Here is an 18782-nt window from a genome sequence, read left to right on the forward strand (position 1 = left end):
ATCAATGCCGCACATTTTGATCGTCGAAGACGAAACAATTATCCGCTCCGCCTTGCGCCGTCTGCTGGAACGTAACCAGTACCAGGTCAGTGAAGCCGGATCCGTGCAGGAAGCACAAGAGCGTTTCAGCATTCCCACGTTTGACCTGATCGTCAGTGACCTGCGCCTGCCGGGCGCGCCGGGTACCGAGTTGATCAAACTCGGCCAGGGCACTCCGGTGCTGATCATGACCAGTTACGCCAGCCTGCGTTCGGCCGTCGACTCCATGAAAATGGGCGCGGTGGACTACATCGCCAAGCCTTTCGATCACGACGAGATGCTCCAGGCCGTCGCGCGAATCCTGCGTGACCGGCAATCGGCGCAAGCCAGCGGTGAGCCGGTCGTCGGCAAAGCGTCCAATGGTGCCGCAGCCAAAAGCGGTGTCGACAACAGCAACGGCGAAATTGGCATCATCGGCTCTTGCCCGCCGATGCAGGACCTGTACAGCAAAATCCGTAAAGTCGCGCCGACCGATTCCAATGTCCTGATCCAGGGCGAATCCGGTACTGGTAAAGAACTGGTAGCACGTGCCCTGCACAACCTGTCCAAACGCGCCAAGGCACCGATGATTTCGGTGAACTGCGCAGCCATCCCGGAAAGCCTGATCGAGTCCGAACTGTTCGGCCACGAAAAAGGCGCGTTCACCGGCGCCAGCGCCGGGCGTGCCGGGTTGGTGGAAGCGGCGGACGGCGGCACCTTGTTCCTCGATGAAATCGGTGAACTGCCACTGGAAGCCCAGGCCCGCCTGTTGCGCGTATTGCAGGAAGGTGAAATCCGCCGGGTTGGCTCGGTCCAGTCGCAGAAGGTCGATGTACGCCTGATCGCCGCGACCCACCGGGACCTCAAGAGCCTGGCGAAGATCGGCCAGTTCCGTGAAGACTTGTATTACCGCCTCCACGTGATCGCCCTGAAACTGCCGGCCCTGCGCGAGCGCGGTGCGGACGTCAATGAAATTGCCAATGCCTTCCTGGCGCGGCAGAGCGCGCGGGTCAACCGCACCGATCTGAAATTCGCCCTGGATGCCGAGCAAGCAATTCGGCATTACTCCTGGCCGGGTAACGTTCGCGAACTGGAAAACGCGGTCGAGCGCGCGGTGATTCTGTGCGAGAGCCCGGAGATTTCCGCCGAGCTGCTGGGCATCGACATCGAACTCAGCGATCTGGAAGACGACGATTTCATCGGCCTCGCGCCCCAGCAGGGCAACAGCGCCGGTAACACCAGCCACGAACCGACCGAAGATCTGTCCCTGGAAGACTACTTCCAGCACTTCGTACTCGAGCATCAGGACCACATGACCGAAACCGAACTGGCCCGCAAACTCGGGGTCAGTCGCAAATGCTTGTGGGAACGCCGTCAGCGCCTGGGCATCCCGCGGCGCAAGACCGGGGTGGCCAGCGAGAGCTGAACCGCGCCTGTCGGATGCGCGGGTAACACGTGACATTGTGGAAAAACTGTTACCTCAGCTTTTTCACGTAACAGAAGCCGGGGCTTACGGTAACGAAGCCCCGGTTTTTTTTGGCCTCGGAAAGCCCAATTAGCCCGCCTAACCCCTTGTTTTATTGGACTTCACAAAAGTTGGCACGCACCCTGCTATATGTTCAGTACAAGAACAATAACAAGTAATGCACAAGACAATAAAAATAAGACGAATCGACTCACGCACAATAAAAACAAGACGGCGAGAGGCGTAGCTAACTGATTCTTTTGGAGAGGCGTTGCATTTGGGGTTTGCCCCGCAACCAGGCCGAGAATAATAAAAAACTGTCTTAAGACAGTGCCTGAACTGGTTGGATCACACGATCATAGCAACACAGCGACCAAAGCAATCCGTTTGCTCTTGGCTCCCGATTGGGAGGGTCATGAAGGAAAACTTCATGGCGAGGGCGCTCAACAAAAACAAGAAGCCCGAAACCAATAATAAAAATAGAGCACGCAACTACTTCTGGGGGAGCTTCGGCTCCCCTTGTGGTTTCTGCCGTTTGGCATTCTCTGTCTGTAGCAGCTGCCGAGCAGCGCGAGTCTGCGTTCGACTGCGCAGCAGTCGCAAATACGGGCAACCGGTTCCTACTGACACACCGCAATCTCTGGTTTTACGACGGCTTCGCCGCCGAACGCAGCCTCGCGCTGCTCGGCAGCTGCTACAAAACCGCCCCTTTCAAGACATTCCCCTTCAAGCGCTTGCGCAGCTTCCTACACCATCCCCCGACTAAATGCTAGAATCCCGGCCCATCATGCGGTCATTCTTCGTTATGGCCGAACATTCCTTCAAACAGTGCATCCCATGCTGAAGAAGCTGTTCCAGTCATTCCGTTCTCCCCTGCGTCGTACGCAACACATCCGCAGCACGCCTGAAGTGCTCAATAGCGGCCAACATTCGCTGCAAAAGGCGCAATTCAGCCGTTACGCGGTCAACATCGTCGAACGCTTGCAGAACGCCGGTTACCAGGCTTACCTGGTCGGCGGCTGTGTGCGTGACATGCTGCTCGGCATCACGCCGAAAGATTTCGACGTCGCCACCAGTGCCACCCCTGAACAGGTACGGGCCGAATTCCGCAACGCGCGGATCATCGGTCGTCGCTTCAAACTGGTGCATATCCACTTTGGCCGCGAAATCATCGAAGTCGCGACCTTCCGCGCCAATCACCCGCAAAACGACGAGGACGAAGACAGCAACCAGTCTTCCCGCAACGAAAGCGGGCGCATTCTGCGCGATAACGTCTACGGCACCCTGGAAGAAGACGCGCAACGCCGCGACTTCACCATCAACGCCTTGTATTACGATCCGGTCAGCGAGCGCATTCTCGACTACGCCAATGGCGTACACGACATCCGCAATCACCTGATCCGCCTGATCGGCGATCCGAAGCAGCGCTACCAGGAAGACCCGGTGCGGATGCTGCGGGCCGTGCGTTTCGCCGCCAAGCTGAATTTCGGTATCGAGAAGCACAGCGCCCTGCCGATCCGCGATCTGGCACCGATGCTGCGCGAGATTCCATCAGCCCGTCTATTCGAAGAAGTGCTCAAGCTGTTCCTCTCCGGCCACGCCGCGGACACCTTCGAGATGCTGGTCGACCTGCAGCTGTTCGATCCGCTGTTCCCGGCCAGTGCCGAGGCGCTGGAATACAACCCGACGTACACCCACACGCTGATCAGTGAAGCACTGATCAACACGGACTTGCGGATCAAGCAGAACAAACCGGTCACCCCGGCGTTCCTGTTCGCCGCCCTGCTCTGGCCTGCCCTGCCGGCCCGCGTACTGCGCCTGCAAGAACGTGGCATGCCGCCGATTCCGGCGATGCAGGAAGCGGCGCACGAGTTGATTGCCGAACAGTGCCAGCGTATTGCGATTCCGAAACGCTTCACCATGCCGATCCGCGAGATCTGGGACATGCAAGAGCGTCTGCCGCGCCGCAGCGGCAAGCGTGCCGACCTGTTGCTGGACAACCCGCGGTTCCGTGCCGGTTACGACTTCCTGCTGCTGCGCGAAAGCGCTGGCGAACAAACTGATGGCCTGGGCGAATGGTGGACCGACTATCAGGACGCCAACGACAGCGAACGTCGGGACATGATCCGCGAACTCAGCGGCAAGGACGACGGCAGTGGTGCTCCGCGCAAACGTCGCCGCAGTGGCGGAGCCAAACGCAAACGCGCTGCCGGCGCCTCGAGCACGACAGGCGAATAAGCCATGGAACGCATCTACATCGGCATGGGCAGCAATCTGGCTGACCCTGCCGAACAGTTGCGCAGCGCTGTCGAGGCCTTGGCACGCTTGCCGCAGACCGAACTGGTCGGTGTTTCCGGGTTTTATCAAAGCGACTCGCTGCTGCCCGGCCAACCGCGTTATACCAACGCGGTCGCCGCTCTCGACAGCCGCCTCGCGCCGCTGGAGCTGCTCGATGCCCTGCAAGCCATCGAGAACGGACAAGGCCGCCAGCGCCTTGAACGCTGGGGCCCACGCACGCTGGATCTGGACATCGTGTTGTTCGGCGATCGACTGATCGACGAACCGCGCCTCAAAGTCCCTCACTATCACCTGCAGGAACGAGCCTTTGTGCTCTATCCGCTGGCCGAACTGGCACCGGCTGACTTGCGCCTGGCTGACGGCCGCACCCTCGCAGAATTACTCGCCGCCTGCCCGTTCGTCGGCCTGGAACGCCTCCCGGCAGCCTGAGTTGCCGCCAAAAGATCGCAGCCTTCGGCAGCTCCTACATACATCAGTAGGAGCTGCCGAAGGCTGCGATCTTTTGACGAGACAAGCCCATCGCTAATCTGCTGAATCGCATCAGTAACGTCGGTAACACCCCACACGTAACAATGCGGTAACACATGCAATTGACTTCCCGGGTTCTCCTCACGACTATAGGCGTCCCGCTGCCGCCAACGCGGCGCTAAAGGGCGCAGTCCAGGCCTTACAAGCACCACGAAAGAGGGTGCGCCTGTATAAATGACGAATCACGCGCGTTACTCGCAGTAGTTTTCATAGCGCCTGTAATGAGGATTTTTTTCATGCCAGCCATCACCCTGACCACGCTCCAGAGCCTCAAGCAGGCAGGTGAAAAGATCACCATGCTGACCTGCTATGACGCGACCTTCGCCCACGCCTGCAATGAGGCCGGGGTTGAAGTGCTGCTGGTGGGCGACTCCCTCGGCATGGTCTTGCAAGGTCACGACAGCACCCTGCCGGTGACCACTGCTGAAATGGCCTACCATGTGGCAGCCGTCAAACGCGGCAACACCGATGCCCTGATCCTCGCCGACCTGCCCTTCATGGCCTACGCCACCATTGAACAAACCATGACCAACAGCGCGCTGTTGATGCAGGCCGGTGCGCACATGGTCAAGGTTGAAGGGGCATTGTGGCTCGCGGACTCGATCCGTCTGCTGGCCGAACGCGGCATCCCGGTGTGCGCGCACATGGGGCTGACACCGCAATCGGTCAACATCCTCGGCGGCTATAAAGTCCAGGGCCGCAATGAGAACCAGGCACGGCAGATGCGTGCCGACGCGATTTCCCTGGAACAGGCCGGCGCGGCCATGCTGCTGCTCGAATGCGTACCGAGCGAACTGGCCGAAGAAATCAGCCAGGCGGTGAAGATCCCGGTGATTGGCATTGGCGCCGGCAGTGGCACCGACGGTCAGGTCCTGGTTCTGCACGACATGCTGGGCTTGTCCATGACCGGCCGCGTGCCAAAGTTCGTGAAGAACTTCATGACCGGCCAAACCAGCATTCAAGCCGCCTTGAGCGCTTACGTCACTGAAGTCAAAGCGGCGACTTTCCCTGGCATCGAACACGGATTCTCTGCATGAACACCGTAAAAACCGTACGCGAACTGCGGGCCGCGGTGGCCCGCGCCCGTAGCGAAGGCAAGCGCATCGGCTTTGTGCCGACCATGGGCAACCTGCACAGCGGGCATATCGCGCTGATTACCAAAGCCAGCCAACGGGTGGATTTCGTGGTCGCGAGCATTTTCGTCAACCCGCTGCAATTCGGCGCTGGCGAAGACCTCGACAAATACCCGCGGACCCTGGCCGCCGATCAGGAGAAACTGCTCCAGGCCGGTTGCCATCTGCTGTTTGCCCCAACCGTCGAAGAAATGTACCCCGACGGCATGGCCGGCCAGACCCGCGTCAGCGTTCCGCAACTGTCTGAAGGTCTGTGCGGTGCCAGCCGTCCGGGGCATTTCGAAGGGGTGGCGACGGTAGTCAGCAAACTGTTCAACATGGTCCAGCCGGACCTGGCGATCTTTGGCCAGAAAGACTTCCAGCAACTGGCGGTGATTCGCGCCCTGGTGCACGACCTGAACATGCCGATCCAGATCATCGGCGAACCGACCGTACGGGCCGCCGACGGTCTGGCGTTGTCGTCACGCAATGGTTTCCTCAGCGAAGAACAGCGGGCCATCGCACCAGAGGTCTATCGCACACTGACCCGGATCAGCGACGCGATCAAACAGGGCGAGCGCGATTACCCGACGCTGATCAACGAGCAGATCAAGCAACTGGAAGCCGCTGGCCTGCGTCCGGATTACCTGGAAATTCGCCATGCGCTGACCTTGCGTCCGGCGACAGCGCAAGATCGGGATCTGGTGATTCTGGCGGCGGCGTTCCTCGGCACGACGCGGTTGATCGACAACCTGCATCTGAACCTCGACACACCCGCATAAACACTGCAAAACCCTGTGGCGAGGGGGCTTGCCCCCGTTGGGCTGCGAAGCAGCCCCAAAATCTCTGATATATCAAAGATCCTGTGAGTGCTATGCACTCAAACGGGGGCAAGCCCCCTCGCCACAGGCCCGCTCCCACATTAGATCTGCGTCGTTTCCAGACTGTATTGCCGCCCACAAAGCCTTCGGGCAAACTGCCCCCCGTTCGATTCCGACCCGGGGAAACACTCATGCACGCCATCATGCTCAAGGCCAAGCTGCATCGCGCCGAAGTCACCCATGCTGTACTCGATTACGAAGGCTCTTGCGCCATCGACGGCGAATGGCTGGACCTGTCCGGCATCCGTGAGTACGAACAGATCCAGATCTACAACGTCGACAACGGCGAACGCTTCACCACCTACGCGATTCGTGGCGAAGAAGGTTCGCGCATGATCTCGGTCAACGGTGCCGCGGCCCACAAGGCCAAGGTCGGCGACCGCGTGATCATCTGCGCTTACGCTCACTACAGCGAAGCCGAGCTGCTCAACTTCAAGCCGCGCATGCTCTACATGGCGCCGGGTAACGAACTGAGCCACACCAGCAATGCCATTCCAGTTCAGGTCGCCTGACCGAACCGCCCCCCTGCCAGCTTTCCGTTTGTCGGACCGCTCCTGGTTAAATGTTAAAAAAGTACCGGGAGCAGGTCAGACAAAGTCAAGACAGATTGCAGCGCGAGGTTTACTGTATTCGCCCTGCGCCAGAAATCGTGTCGACGCAGTTGACCGGACGCCCACCCACAGCGCTCCGGGATTTTTAGTGTTCAAAAGGCCGTTCAAGTAAAAGGAAAACCGCAGCGATGGCGTATTACCGCACTCCTCACGACGTTACCGCTCTGCCCGCTTGGCAAGCGCTGAATGACCACCGCCAAGCCATGCAGGATTTCAGCATGCGCGAAGCCTTTAATGCCGATCCGCAGCGTTTTAATCAATTCACCCTCAGCAGCTGCGGCCTGTTTCTCGACTACTCGAAGAACCTGATCAACGCCGAGACCCGCAATCTGCTGGTGGGCCTGGCCAACGAAGTCGACCTCAAGGGCGCGATCAAAGCGCTGTTCTCGGGCGAAATCGTCAACGCTTCCGAAGGACGCCCGGCCCTGCACACCGCACTGCGCCGCCCGGTGGGCGACAAGCTGTCGGTCAACGGCGTCAACGTGATGCCCGACGTACACAAAGTGCTGAACCAGATCACCGATCTCGTGGGCCGTATCCACGACGGTCTGTGGCGCGGTTACACCGAGAAGCCGATCACCGACGTTGTGAACATCGGCATCGGTGGCTCGTTCCTCGGCCCCGAGCTGGTGTCCGAAGCGCTGCTGTCCTACGCCCAGAAAGGCGTGCGCTGCCATTACCTGGCGAACATCGACGGCAGTGAATTCCACGAACTGACCATGAAGCTGCGCGCCGAGACCACGCTGTTCATCGTCTCGTCGAAATCCTTCAACACCCTCGAAACCCTGAAAAACGCCCAGGCCGCCCGCGCCTGGTACCTGGCTCAGGGCGGTTCGGAAGCCGAGCTGTACCGTCACTTCATCGCCGTTTCCAGCAACAACGCGGCGGCCGTTGCGTTCGGTATTCGCGAAGAGAACATCTTCCCGATGTGGGACTGGGTCGGCGGCCGTTACTCGCTGTGGTCGGCCATCGGTTTGCCGATTGCCCTGGCCATCGGCATGTCGAACTTCAAGGAACTGCTGTCCGGTGCCTACACCATGGACCAGCATTTCCAGAGCGCGCCATTCGAACAGAACATGCCGGTACTGCTGGCGTTGCTCGGCGTCTGGTATGGCAACTTCTGGGGCGCGCAGAGCCACGCGATCCTGCCGTACGACCACTACCTGCGCAACATCACCAAGCACTTGCAACAGCTGGACATGGAATCCAACGGCAAGAGCGTGCGCCAGGACGGCACGCCAGTGTCCACCGATACCGGCCCGGTAATCTGGGGCGGCGTCGGTTGCAACGGTCAGCATGCTTACCACCAGTTGCTGCACCAGGGCACCCAACTGATCCCGGCCGACTTCATCGTGCCGATCGTCAGTTTCAACCCGGTGTCCGACCACCACCAGTGGCTGTACGCCAACTGCCTGTCGCAAAGCCAGGCATTGATGCTCGGCAAGACCCGCACCGAGGCTGAAGCCGAGCTGCGTGACAAGGGTATGGCCGAGGATGAAGTGCAAAAACTGGCCGCGCACAAGGTGATCCCGGGCAACCGTCCGAGCAACACCTTGGTGCTCGAACGTATCAGCCCGCGGCGTCTTGGCGCACTGGTCGCGTTGTACGAACACAAAGTCTTCGTGCAAAGCGTGGTCTGGGGCATCAATGCCTTCGACCAGTGGGGCGTGGAGTTGGGTAAAGAGCTGGGCAAAGGCGTCTACAACCGCCTGGTCGGCAGCGAAGAAACCCCGGCCGACGATGCTTCCACCCAAGGCCTGATCAACTACTTCCGCGGTCGTCACCGCGGGTGATAGGCTGAAGGGGCGGTTTACCCGCCCCTTCAACTTGCAGCACCGACAGTTCCACGGCACCGGGTTTACTGCAAAATCGGTGGCGTGCGCTATTACTGTGTAGGAGCTGCCGAAGGCTGCGATCTTTTGATCTTGTTTTTACAACCAGGATCAAAAGATCGCAGCCTTCGGCAGCTCCTACACGGGGTCGCGCAGCTCCCCTCTTGTCGCAAAACAAGAATAAGGAACCGTCATGTTCGATATCAGCACGTTCCCCAAAGCCGATGCCGTCCGCCGGGCTGCACAGTTGAGTCAGGACGACTATAAGCGCCTGTACCGTGAATCCATTGAACACCCCAGCACCTTCTGGGCCGAACAGGCCACACGGTTCCTCGACTGGAGCACGCCGTGGCAGACCGTTCAGCGGTACGACCTGAAAACCGGTGACGCAAGCTGGTTTGCCGGCGGAAAGTTAAACGTCAGTTACAACTGCATCGATCGTCATCTGGAAAAGCGTGGCGATCAAACCGCGATCATCTGGGAAGGCGATGACCCCGCCGAATCCATCCAGATCACCTACAAAAAACTCCATCACAACGTCTGTCGACTGGCCAACGTGCTCAAAAGTCGTGGCGTGAAGAAAGGCGACCGCGTGTGCATCTACATGCCGATGATCCCCGAAGCTGCCTACGCCATGCTCGCCTGTGCGCGGATCGGCGCGATTCATTCGGTGGTGTTCGGCGGATTCTCCCCAGACTCACTGCGTGACCGGATCCTCGACGCCGACTGCCGCACCGTAATCACCGCCGATGAAGGCGTGCGCGGCGGTAAATTCGTGCCGCTCAAACAGAACGTCGACAAGGCCCTGCAAAGTTGCCCGCACGTCAGCAGCGTGATCGTGGTCGAGCACACCCAAAACCAGGTGAATTGGGTTGAAGACCGCGACCTCTGGTATCACCAGGCCCTGCGCGATGTCGGTGACGATTGCCCGCCAGAGCCGATGGACGCCGAGGACCCGCTGTTCATCCTCTACACCTCCGGCAGCACCGGTAAACCCAAAGGCGTGCTGCACACCACTGGCGGCTACCTGCTGCAAGCGGCGATGACCTTCAAATACGTGCTCGACTATCGCGACGGTGAAGTCTTCTGGTGCACCGCCGATGTCGGCTGGGTCACCGGCCACAGCTACATTGTCTACGGGCCGCTGGCCAACGGCGCGACCACGCTGATCTTCGAAGGCGTACCGAGCTACCCCAGCACCTCGCGCTTCTGGCAGGTGATCGACAAGCACCACGTGAACATCTTCTACACCGCCCCGACCGCCCTGCGCGCGTTGATGCGTGAAGGTCCCGGGCCGTTGAAGGAAACGTCCCGCGAGAGCCTGCGCTTACTCGGCACTGTCGGCGAGCCGATTAACCCGGAAGCCTGGGAGTGGTATTTCAATACGGTCGGCGAGCAACGCTGCCCGATTGTCGATACCTGGTGGCAGACCGAAACCGGCGGCATCATGCTCAGCCCGCTGGTCAGCACCCAACGGATCAAACCCGGTTGCGCCACCCAACCGATGTTCGGCGTGCAACCGGTGTTGCTCGATGAGCACGGCAAGGAAATCAAAGGCGCCGGCAGCGGCGTGCTGGCCATCAAGTCCAGCTGGCCAGCGCAGATCCGTAGCGTCTACGGCGATCCGAAACGGATGGTCGAAACCTACTTCAAGCCCTACCCCGGCTACTACTTCACCGGCGATGGCGCACGCCGCGATGAGGATGGCGATTACTGGATCACCGGGCGCATCGACGACGTGATCAACGTCTCCGGGCACCGCATCGGCACCGCCGAAGTGGAGAGCGCGCTGGTGCTGCACGACAGCATCGCCGAGGCCGCCGTGGTCGGTTACCCCCATGACATCAAAGGCCAGGGCATCTACGCCTTCGTCACCCCCATGAACGGCATCGACCCCAACGACGATCTGAAGAAAGAACTGCTGGCCCATGTCAGCCTGGAAATCGGCAGCTTCGCCAAACCGGACTTGATCCAGTGGGCCCCGGCCCTGCCGAAAACCCGTTCGGGCAAAATCATGCGACGGATCCTGCGCAAGATCGCCTGCAACGAACTGGACAGCCTCGGCGACACCTCGACCCTCGCCGACCCGAGCGTGGTGCAAGGGCTGATTGATCAACGCCTGAACCAATAATGTTGCGCGCGGCCACCGGCCGCGCTGTGAGGCTTATTGTGGCGAGGGGGCTTGCCCCCGTTGGGCAGCGAAGCGGCCCAAAAAACTTGGCGCTCCCTCGAATTTTTGCCAGTGCTGCGCACTGGAACGGGGGCAAGCCCCCTCGCCACAGTGTTAAACTCCCGCGCCCTCAATACCCTCCAGCAAGGCGCCCAGCATGTCTTCCTTGAATCAGGCGCTGTGCGCCGCCCTTGATCGTCGCCAGGACCTGCTCGCCGAGCTGCATCAGCAAGGCACCGATTGCTATCGCCTGTTCCACGGCAGCCAGGAAGGTGCCGGCGGTTTGACCATCGACCGCTACGGCCCACAACTGTTGGTGCAAAGCTTTCATCAGTCACTGGAGCGCGACGCCCTGCTGCAATTGCACGAGATCGTCAATCAACAGCTGGGCCTCGATACCCTGCTGGTGTACAACGACCGTTCTCGCGGCAACTCGCGCATCGACCGCGAAGACACCGTCTACCGCGCGGACGAAGCAGCCCTGCAAGATTTGATCGGCCACGAATGGGGGCTGAATTATCGGGTTCGCGGGCGCCATGCCGGCCAGGATCCGTTGCTGTTTCTCGACCTGCGCAATGCCCGCGGCTGGGTCAAGGCGCACAGCAAAAACAAAAGTGTGCTGAACCTGTTTGCCTACACCTGTGGCGTCGGTCTCTGCGCTGCGGCCGGTGGTGCCAGCGAGGTGTGCAACCTGGACTTTGCCGAAGGCAACCTGGCGGTCGGCCGCGAGAACGGTCTACTCAACCCGCATTTGCCGACCATGGAATTTATCCAGTCCGATTACTTCCCGGCGATTCGTCAATTGGCCGGCCTGCCGATCAGCCAGCGTCGCGGGCAGAAACTGCCAAGCTATCAACGTCTGGAGCAGCGTCAGTACGATCTGGTGCTGCTCGATCCACCGGCCTGGGCCAAGAGTGCTTTCGGCACGGTCGACCTGCTGCGCGACTACCAGAGCCTGCTCAAACCGGCGCTGCTGACCACTGCTGATAATGGCGTGTTGATCTGCTGCAACAACCTGGCGAAGGTCAGCATGGACGATTGGCGCGAGCAAGTGCTGCGCTGCGCAGAGAAGGCCGGGCGCCCGGTGCGTGAGTGGACAGCGCTGACACCGGGCAGCGACTTTCCGTCGATGGATCAACAACCGCCGCTGAAAACGCTGATCCTGCAGCTCTGAAAATCCACACCCATTATCAGACAAATCCTATAAAGCGTGATTGCTTCGGAACCGCAAACGCATGCCATACTCCAAGGCACTCCGATTCCGACAGATGAAGCCACACATGCCCAAAGGATTGATCCGCGCTATCGGCGCCCTGTTAACAGCCCTGGCCCTTTACAGCCTGCTGGGGTTTCTGATTTTGCCGGGCATCGCGTTGCGGGTTGCCAACCAGCAATTGGCCAACTACGCCACGACGCCCGCGACGATTTCGCGGATCGAACTCAACCCGTTCAGCCTTGAAGTAACCCTTTGGGGCCTGATCATCGGCGAGCCGGGCAAGGAACAAGTGGGCTTCGAACGCCTGTACGCCAACCTGCAGATCGACAGCCTGTGGACCAAGGCGCTGCATCTGTCCGATATCGAACTGGACAAACCCAAGACCGAAATACTCTTCGGCAAGGACGGCCAGCTCAATCTTCTCGGGCTGTTCAAAATCCCCGCCAGCGAACCGACCCCGGTCGACCCGAACGCCAAACCCTTCCCGCTGCGCGTGGAGCGGATCAAACTGGCCGGCGGCTACGTGCACTTCGAAGATGCCCGGCCCAGCGAGCCCATCGAGTTCCTCTACGACAAACTCGATTTCGAGCTGAAGAACCTCAGCACCCTGCCCGACGACAACGCCGACATGACCCTGGTCGCGGTCGGCCCCGCCGGCGGGCAGATCGACTGGACCGGCAATTTCAGCCTGAGCCCGATCGCCTCTGAAGGTAAGCTGAAAATCACCGATGGCAAGATGAAATCCTTCTGGCCCTACGTGCGCGATGCAGTGCCACTGGTCCTGGAAAACGGTGTCCTGAACTTGAGCACCGACTACAAACTCAATCTGAACAAAGGCACCGAACTGCTGCTGGACAACGTCGCCGTCAGCGTTGCGCCTTTCGCCATCAAGGCGCCGGACGGCCGACCGCTGGCGAAGCTCGAACGTCTGGACATCAGCGACACCACCGTGGACCTGGCCAAGCAACAAGTGGTGGTCGGCAAGATCCGCAGCCAGAAACTGGAAACCTGGGCAGCCCTCGAAGCCGATGGGCAACTCGATTGGCAAAAACTGTTCGCCAGCCAGCCGTCCAAACAGGCGGCCAAAGCCAACGCCGAACCCACCAGCACACCCGCGGCAGCCGATTCACCGAAGCCCGAACCGACTGCGCCGAGCAAGCCCTGGCAGGTGCTGCTCAAAGACGTGCAACTGCGTAATTATCAGGTGCACCTGGCCGACCGCAAGGCACAACCCGCCGTAGCGCTGGAGCTCGGCCCGCTGAACCTGGACCTGCAGAATTTCGACAGCCTCAATGGCTCCCCTTTCAACCTCAAGCTCGACACGGGCGTGGGCAAGCAAGGCAAGATCATGGCGGACGGCACGGTCAATCTGGCCCCGATCAGCGCCAAACTGAACGTGCAGACCAGGGATATCGACCTGCGCGTCGCCCAGTCCTACATCAATCCGTTCATTCGCCTCGAACTGCGTAGCGGCATGCTGGGCAGTGATCTGGCGGTCGACTTGAAAAGCACCGAGCCGCTGGCGTTCAGCGTCACAGGTAAAGCCCAGATCGACCAGTTGCATACCCTCGACACTCTGAAAACCCGTGACTTCCTCAAGTGGCAACAGGTGGCGCTCGAAGGCCTGAACTATCAGCACGGCGACAGCCTGTCGATCGACAAGGTCAATCTGTTCCAGCCCTATGCGCGCTTCATGATCAACGATGACCGCACCACCAACATCGATGACCTGCTGATCCCGCAACCGGCCGACTCCGGCGCCAAGACCGCCGCCGCCAAACCGGCAACCGGAAGCGAAAAACCACTGGGCATCCACATTGGCAGCATCGCCATCAATGACGGTTCGGCAAACTTCGCCGACTTCAGCCTGACGCCGAACTTCGCCACCGCCGTCCAACAACTGAACGGCAACATCGGCACCATCGACAGCCGCCACGTAAAACCGGCCAACGTCGACGTCAAAGGCAAGGTCGACCGCTATGCGCCGGTGACCATCAAGGGCTCGGTCAACCCGTTCGACCCGATGGCCAGCCTGGACATCGCCACCAGTTTCAAACGGGTGGAACTGACGACCCTGACGCCCTACTCCGGCAAGTTCGCCGGCTACCGCATCCGCAAGGGCCGGCTCAATCTGGATCTGCATTACAAGATCACCAACGGTCAGCTCCTGGCCGAAAACAAATTGGTGGTCGAGCAGCTGCAACTGGGTGAAAAAGTCGACAGTCCGGATGCAGTAAGCCTGCCGCTGAAACTGGCGATTGCCTTGCTCAAGGATGTCGACGGCAAGATTTCCATCGAATTGCCGGTGAGCGGCGACCTGAACAACCCGCAGTTCAGCATCATGCCGATCATCTGGCAGACCCTGCGCAATCTGATCGTGAAGGCGGCCGCGGCGCCGTTCAAAATGATTGGCGGGCTGGTCAGCGGCGGTGGTTCAGAGGACTTGGGCACTGTGGCGTTTGCACCAGGTTCGAGTGACTTGAGCAAGGAAGCCGAAGCAACACTGATCAAACTGTCCCAGGCGCTCAAGGAGCGTCCGGCCCTGCGCCTGGAAATCGAAGGCACTGCCGCCAAGAGCAGCGACGGCCCGCTGCTCGCCGAGCAACGCCTGGAACGGGAATACCAGTACAACTACTACAAAATGCTCCAGCGCCGCGGCGACAAGGTGCCGGCCCAGGCCTCCATGCTGGAAGTGCCGGAAAGCGAGAAAGGCCCGCTGCTCGAAGGAATCTACCGCACACGCCTCAAGATCCAGCCGCCCGCGGAATGGAAGGATTTGGGCAAGGAAGAACGCAGCAAAAAAATGCGTGAAAGCGTGATCGGTTTCTGGAGCTCCAGCGAGGTTCTGTTGCGTCAGCTGGGCCAGGAACGGGCCAGCAGTATCAAGGACTACCTGGTGGACAAAGGGCAGTTGGCCGATGACCGCGTGTACTTCATCGACGCCAACCTCGGCGAGGCCGAAAGTGATGGCCGCGTGGTGACGGCCTTGCATCTGGATGCCGAGTGATGGGCGCGCAATGGCTTGTGAGCCTGGCCCTGGTATTGGCTGCCGGCCAAGCCGCGGCGGCCGATACCCTGCGCTGCGGCAGTCAATTGATCAGCGTCGGGGACAGGTCCAGCGAAGTGCTGCAAAAATGCGGAGAGCCCGTCGCCCGCGACCTGCTTGGCTACAAGCGCAGCGCCAATCGACGGGAAGAGTTTCAGGTCGAGGAATGGACCTACGGGCCCAACAGCGGGATGTACCAGTACCTGCGCTTTGAAGGAAACCGGTTGGTTCAAATCACCAGCAAACGCGGTAACTGAACCCACTACAAACCAATGTGTGGCGAGGGGGCTTGCCCCCGTTGGGGTGCGGAGCGCCCCTGAAACCCGTCACTGCGATCTTGAATGGGAAAGCGGTAACCGGTTTACGATTGCTTCGCAATCGAACGGGGGCAAGCCCCCTCGCCACAAAGGCTTGCTCCCACAGTTTTTTGCGTTGCTCCCAATAGAACAGGCCCCCGACACGAATGTCGGGGGCCTGTAACGGCCACGTCCATATGGCCTTTCGCATGAACTCTCAAAAAGCGACAGACGTATGACCTGGCCCGCCTGCCGCATCTTCTCCCGGTCCAGGCGAGAAGCCTTGCCTTACTCGGCTTTCAGGCCGTCAGCGGACACCGCTTTGACGCCTTTGATTTTCTTGGCAATGGCCACGGCGGTGGTTTTCTGAGCTTCAGTCACCGCAACAGTGGACGACAGCGACACGACACCTTTGTTGGTTTCGACTTTGATGTCGGTGCCAGGGATGCCTTTTTCAGTCACCAGGTCTGCTTTGACTTTGGTCGTGATCCAGGTATCGGAAGTAGCTTCCTTGGCTTTGGTCACTTCACCGGCGGCCAGCGTCATGGGAGCCTGGGTGGTTTGGGTGGTCTGTGCAAATGCAGCGTTGACCATCGTCAGGGTCAGCGCGGTAGCAGTAGCGGCAGCGATAGCGAACTTCTTCATACGAGTAACTCCTGTTCTTCTGGAAAGTCTGCTGCGTGTCGTCTTGTCAGCAGGGTTACCAGAGAGAGTGCGAACGCTGTGCCAACTAGCGACCTAAAAATAAATACCTATAAATCAACAACTTAATAAAAATGACAACTTTCGAAATCATGCAAAATGCATGAGTGCGACATTATCTACATGCAAGTTGCGGGTTTTAGCGTAGGCCTAAGGGCATGAATTGTCGGGGGTTTTCGTGATCATCCGAATCGCCCCCCGCCCAAATGACCAACAAAAATGCCCCGCGTCGTGAGAAGCGGGGCATTGTTTATGCCGGGTGGTATGGATCAGGTGCCGGTGCAGCCTTTAGGTGCGTACTCTTGTAGAGCCGTGGTGGCGCATGTCCAGCCACCGGCGAGGGTACGCGAAAGCGTAATGGTTTTGCTGAGCACAGGCCCTGGAGCATTGAGGATCGTGCAGGCAATAGTGCCCACACCGGTAGCGGTGGTACCCGATGCCGTAATCGTGCAGTTACCTGTAGTCGCCGTACCGCCGATCAAAGCGAGGGTAGGATCGGTACCCTGATTCATAATGTCTTCGAAAGGCACCTTCAGTGCCGAGATTTCCGCAAGCGCAGCGGTGACCTTCGCCCGTGATTGGTACTTCGAATACTGCGGCAACGCAAACGTCGCCAGAATCCCGATGATCGCCACCACGATCAGCAGTTCGATCAGGGTAAAACCATTTTGATTTTTCATAGACAGGCTCCATGCATGAGTCGAAATCTCATGATCTGTACAGGGTACAGCACAGGTCATGCCAAGTCGTATGCGCCCCTGCAGACTGGGCTCGGGATCACGACAAAGACCTTTCCTACCCCCAGGATCCGCACTTTCTGACACTTTTTGTCACCTCACCTCGGCTGGTTTGGTTCCACTGCTTGACTAGGCTATAAGTCATTAACCGCCTGCGTCCGGAATCCCAATGAATGACATTGCCCTTAGCGGTCTGGCCAAGCAATTGGTACTGGCCGAGCTGATCACTGATCAAAGTGCGCAACAGGCATATCAGCAAGCCCAACGCGATCGAGTCTCACTGGTCAGTTATCTGGTGCAAAACAAACTGCTGAAAAGCTGGCAGGTCGCCGAGGTGGCTTCGGAGCATTTCGGCATGGCCCTGCTGGACCTCAACTGCCTGGAAAAAGACACCCAGCCCAAGGGGCTGGTCAGCGAAAAACTGATCCGCCAGCACCACGCCCTACCCCTCTGGCGGCGCGGCAACAAACTGTTCGTGGGGGTTTCCGATCCGAGCAATCAACAGGTCATCAACGACATCCAGTTCAGTACCGGGCTGAACACCGAAGCCATCCTGGTCGAAGAAGACAAGCTCAGCGACGCCATCGAAAAATTCTTCGACAGCCACGCCACCGGCCTGGAAGAGATGGCCGATGTCGACCTCGACGGTCTGGACATCGAGTCGGTCGATGACCAGAAACAGGACACCATCGCCGGACAGGATACCGATGACGCGCCCGTGGTGCGCTTCGTCCACAAGATGCTGCTCGATGCGATCAAGAGCGGGTCTTCCGACCTGCATTTCGAACCCTACGAAAAAACCTACCGCGTGCGGATGCGCACCGATGGCATCCTGCATGAAGTCGCCAAGCCACCCACGCAACTGGCCAACCGCATTGCTTCCCGGCTCAAAGTCATGGCCAGTCTCGACATCTCCGAGCGGCGCAAACCCCAGGACGGGCGGATCAAGATGCGCCTGTCCAAGAGCAAGTCCATCGACTTCCGGGTCAACACCCTGCCGACCCTGTGGGGCGAAAAAGTGGTGATCCGGATCCTCGATCCGTCCAGCGCGCAAATGGGCATTGATGCCCTCGGCTATGAGCCGGAGCAGAAAGACCTGTACATGGCCGCCCTCAAACAACCACAGGGGATGATCCTGGTGACCGGGCCCACCGGTTCAGGCAAGACCGTGTCGCTCTATACCGGGCTGAACATCCTCAACACCGTCGACATCAACATCTCCACTGCCGAAGACCCGGTGGAAATCAACATGGAGGGCATCAACCAGGTCAACGTCAATCCCAGGCAGGGAATGGATTTCGCCCAAGCGTTGCGCTCGTTTCTGCGCCAGGACCCGGACGTGATCATGGTCGGCGAAATCCGCGACCTCGAAACTGCCGAAATTGCCATCAAAGCCGCCCAGACCGGGCACATGGTGCTTTCAACCCTGCACACCAACAGCGCCGCGCAAACCCTGACCCGCCTGCACAACATGGGGATTCAGGGCTTCAACATTGCGACCTCGGTCAGCCTGATCATTGCCCAGCGCCTGGCGCGCAAGTTGTGCAGCCATTGCAAGAAACCCATCGAGATTCCCCGCGAGACGCTGCTCAAGGAAGGCTTCCCCGAGGAACGCATCGGCTCGTTCACGATCTATGAACCGGTCGGCTGCAATCAATGTAACGCCGGCTACAAAGGGCGAGTGGGGATTTATGAAGTGGTAAAGAACACCCCTGACCTGCAACGGCTGATCATGGCCGAAGGCAATTCACTGGAGATCGACCTCCAGATGCGCAAGGACGGCTTCAACGACCTGCGCACCTCGGGCTTGCTCAAGGCCATGCAAGGCATCACCAGCCTTGAAGAAATCAACCGGGTCACGAAGGACTGA

14 protein-coding genes are annotated in these 18782 nt (G+C 59.5%); 12 read left to right on the forward strand and 2 right to left on the reverse strand.

Going from position 1 to position 18782, the window contains the following annotated elements:
• Positions 1-4: 4 nt before the first annotated feature.
• From ACEN9A_RS25425 to ACEN9A_RS25475, 11 genes are all read left to right on the forward strand, one after another.
• Entirely contained in the window at positions 5-1444 is a 1440-nt protein-coding gene (locus tag ACEN9A_RS25425; RefSeq protein WP_019582860.1) for a sigma-54-dependent transcriptional regulator, read from the forward strand.
• An 876-nt stretch (positions 1445-2320) separates the two neighbouring features.
• A complete protein-coding gene (locus ACEN9A_RS25430; protein ID WP_018930200.1) occupies positions 2321-3721 on the forward strand; it encodes a polynucleotide adenylyltransferase PcnB in 1401 nt (466 codons plus the stop codon).
• A gap of 3 nt (positions 3722-3724) precedes the next feature.
• On the forward strand, positions 3725-4210 hold the full coding sequence (folK, locus tag ACEN9A_RS25435; RefSeq protein ID WP_019650997.1) for a 2-amino-4-hydroxy-6-hydroxymethyldihydropteridine diphosphokinase: 486 nt from the start codon (positions 3725-3727) through the stop codon (positions 4208-4210).
• A gap of 335 nt (positions 4211-4545) precedes the next feature.
• Positions 4546-5346, forward strand: a complete 801-nt coding sequence (panB, locus tag ACEN9A_RS25440; protein ID WP_019650996.1) for a 3-methyl-2-oxobutanoate hydroxymethyltransferase — start codon at positions 4546-4548, stop codon at positions 5344-5346.
• Complete coding sequence (gene panC, locus ACEN9A_RS25445) at positions 5343-6203, forward strand: pantoate--beta-alanine ligase (protein ID WP_258671180.1); 861 nt, start codon at positions 5343-5345, stop codon at positions 6201-6203. Before panB ends, panC begins: the two co-directional genes overlap by 4 nt.
• A gap of 230 nt (positions 6204-6433) precedes the next feature.
• Entirely contained in the window at positions 6434-6814 is a 381-nt protein-coding gene (gene panD / locus ACEN9A_RS25450) for an aspartate 1-decarboxylase (protein ID WP_003228271.1), read from the forward strand.
• Between the two features lie 227 nt (positions 6815-7041).
• Complete coding sequence (gene pgi, locus ACEN9A_RS25455; RefSeq protein WP_018930196.1) at positions 7042-8706, forward strand: glucose-6-phosphate isomerase; 1665 nt, start codon at positions 7042-7044, stop codon at positions 8704-8706.
• A 232-nt stretch (positions 8707-8938) separates the two neighbouring features.
• Positions 8939-10876, forward strand: coding sequence for an acetate--CoA ligase (gene acs / locus ACEN9A_RS25460; RefSeq protein WP_258671181.1), 1938 nt, complete (start codon positions 8939-8941; stop codon positions 10874-10876).
• 196 nt (positions 10877-11072) lie between these two features.
• A complete protein-coding gene (locus tag ACEN9A_RS25465) occupies positions 11073-12089 on the forward strand; it encodes a class I SAM-dependent rRNA methyltransferase (RefSeq protein ID WP_258671182.1) in 1017 nt (338 codons plus the stop codon).
• A gap of 94 nt (positions 12090-12183) precedes the next feature.
• Entirely contained in the window at positions 12184-15138 is a 2955-nt protein-coding gene (locus ACEN9A_RS25470) for a DUF748 domain-containing protein (RefSeq protein ID WP_258671183.1), read from the forward strand.
• On the forward strand, positions 15138-15434 hold the full coding sequence (locus ACEN9A_RS25475) for a DUF2845 domain-containing protein (RefSeq protein WP_007938996.1): 297 nt from the start codon (positions 15138-15140) through the stop codon (positions 15432-15434). The genes ACEN9A_RS25470 and ACEN9A_RS25475 overlap by 1 nt, the downstream gene beginning before the upstream one ends.
• A gap of 327 nt (positions 15435-15761) precedes the next feature.
• On the opposite strand, the gene ACEN9A_RS25480 is transcribed toward ACEN9A_RS25475, so the two are convergent.
• Both ACEN9A_RS25480 and ACEN9A_RS25485 read right to left on the reverse strand, forming a co-directional pair.
• Complete coding sequence (locus ACEN9A_RS25480; RefSeq protein WP_019650991.1) at positions 15762-16118, reverse strand: BON domain-containing protein; 357 nt, start codon at positions 16116-16118, stop codon at positions 15762-15764.
• A 326-nt stretch (positions 16119-16444) separates the two neighbouring features.
• Positions 16445-16855: a pilin gene (locus ACEN9A_RS25485; RefSeq protein ID WP_019650990.1), complete on the reverse strand. Its 411-nt coding sequence runs from the start codon at positions 16853-16855 to the stop codon at positions 16445-16447.
• 226 nt (positions 16856-17081) lie between these two features.
• Here ACEN9A_RS25485 and pilB point away from each other — a divergent pair, with 226 nt between their 5' ends.
• Positions 17082-18782 (forward strand): type IV-A pilus assembly ATPase PilB, encoded by a 1701-nt coding sequence (gene pilB, locus ACEN9A_RS25490; protein ID WP_258671184.1) that lies wholly within the window; start codon positions 17082-17084, stop codon positions 18780-18782.

The sequence above is a fragment of the Pseudomonas sp. Pseusp18 genome (assembly GCF_059506005.1).

What these genes read in the sequence shown, in the direction of transcription:
- ACEN9A_RS25425 (WP_019582860.1), top strand. Translation starts at nt 5, where the DNA reads ATGCCGCACATTTTGATCGTCGAAGACGAAACAATTATCCGCTCCGCC.
- ACEN9A_RS25430 (WP_018930200.1), top strand. Translation starts at nt 2,321, where the DNA reads ATGCTGAAGAAGCTGTTCCAGTCATTCCGTTCTCCCCTGCGTCGTACG.
- folK (WP_019650997.1), top strand. Translation starts at nt 3,725, where the DNA reads ATGGAACGCATCTACATCGGCATGGGCAGCAATCTGGCTGACCCTGCC.
- panB (WP_019650996.1), top strand. Translation starts at nt 4,546, where the DNA reads ATGCCAGCCATCACCCTGACCACGCTCCAGAGCCTCAAGCAGGCAGGT.
- panC (WP_258671180.1), top strand. Translation starts at nt 5,343, where the DNA reads ATGAACACCGTAAAAACCGTACGCGAACTGCGGGCCGCGGTGGCCCGC.
- panD (WP_003228271.1), top strand. Translation starts at nt 6,434, where the DNA reads ATGCACGCCATCATGCTCAAGGCCAAGCTGCATCGCGCCGAAGTCACC.
- pgi (WP_018930196.1), top strand. Translation starts at nt 7,042, where the DNA reads ATGGCGTATTACCGCACTCCTCACGACGTTACCGCTCTGCCCGCTTGG.
- acs (WP_258671181.1), top strand. Translation starts at nt 8,939, where the DNA reads ATGTTCGATATCAGCACGTTCCCCAAAGCCGATGCCGTCCGCCGGGCT.
- ACEN9A_RS25465 (WP_258671182.1), top strand. Translation starts at nt 11,073, where the DNA reads ATGTCTTCCTTGAATCAGGCGCTGTGCGCCGCCCTTGATCGTCGCCAG.
- ACEN9A_RS25470 (WP_258671183.1), top strand. Translation starts at nt 12,184, where the DNA reads ATGAAGCCACACATGCCCAAAGGATTGATCCGCGCTATCGGCGCCCTG.
- ACEN9A_RS25475 (WP_007938996.1), top strand. Translation starts at nt 15,138, where the DNA reads ATGGGCGCGCAATGGCTTGTGAGCCTGGCCCTGGTATTGGCTGCCGGC.
- ACEN9A_RS25480 (WP_019650991.1), bottom strand. Translation starts at nt 16,118, where the DNA reads ATGAAGAAGTTCGCTATCGCTGCCGCTACTGCTACCGCGCTGACCCTG.
- ACEN9A_RS25485 (WP_019650990.1), bottom strand. Translation starts at nt 16,855, where the DNA reads ATGAAAAATCAAAATGGTTTTACCCTGATCGAACTGCTGATCGTGGTG.
- pilB (WP_258671184.1), top strand. Translation starts at nt 17,082, where the DNA reads ATGAATGACATTGCCCTTAGCGGTCTGGCCAAGCAATTGGTACTGGCC.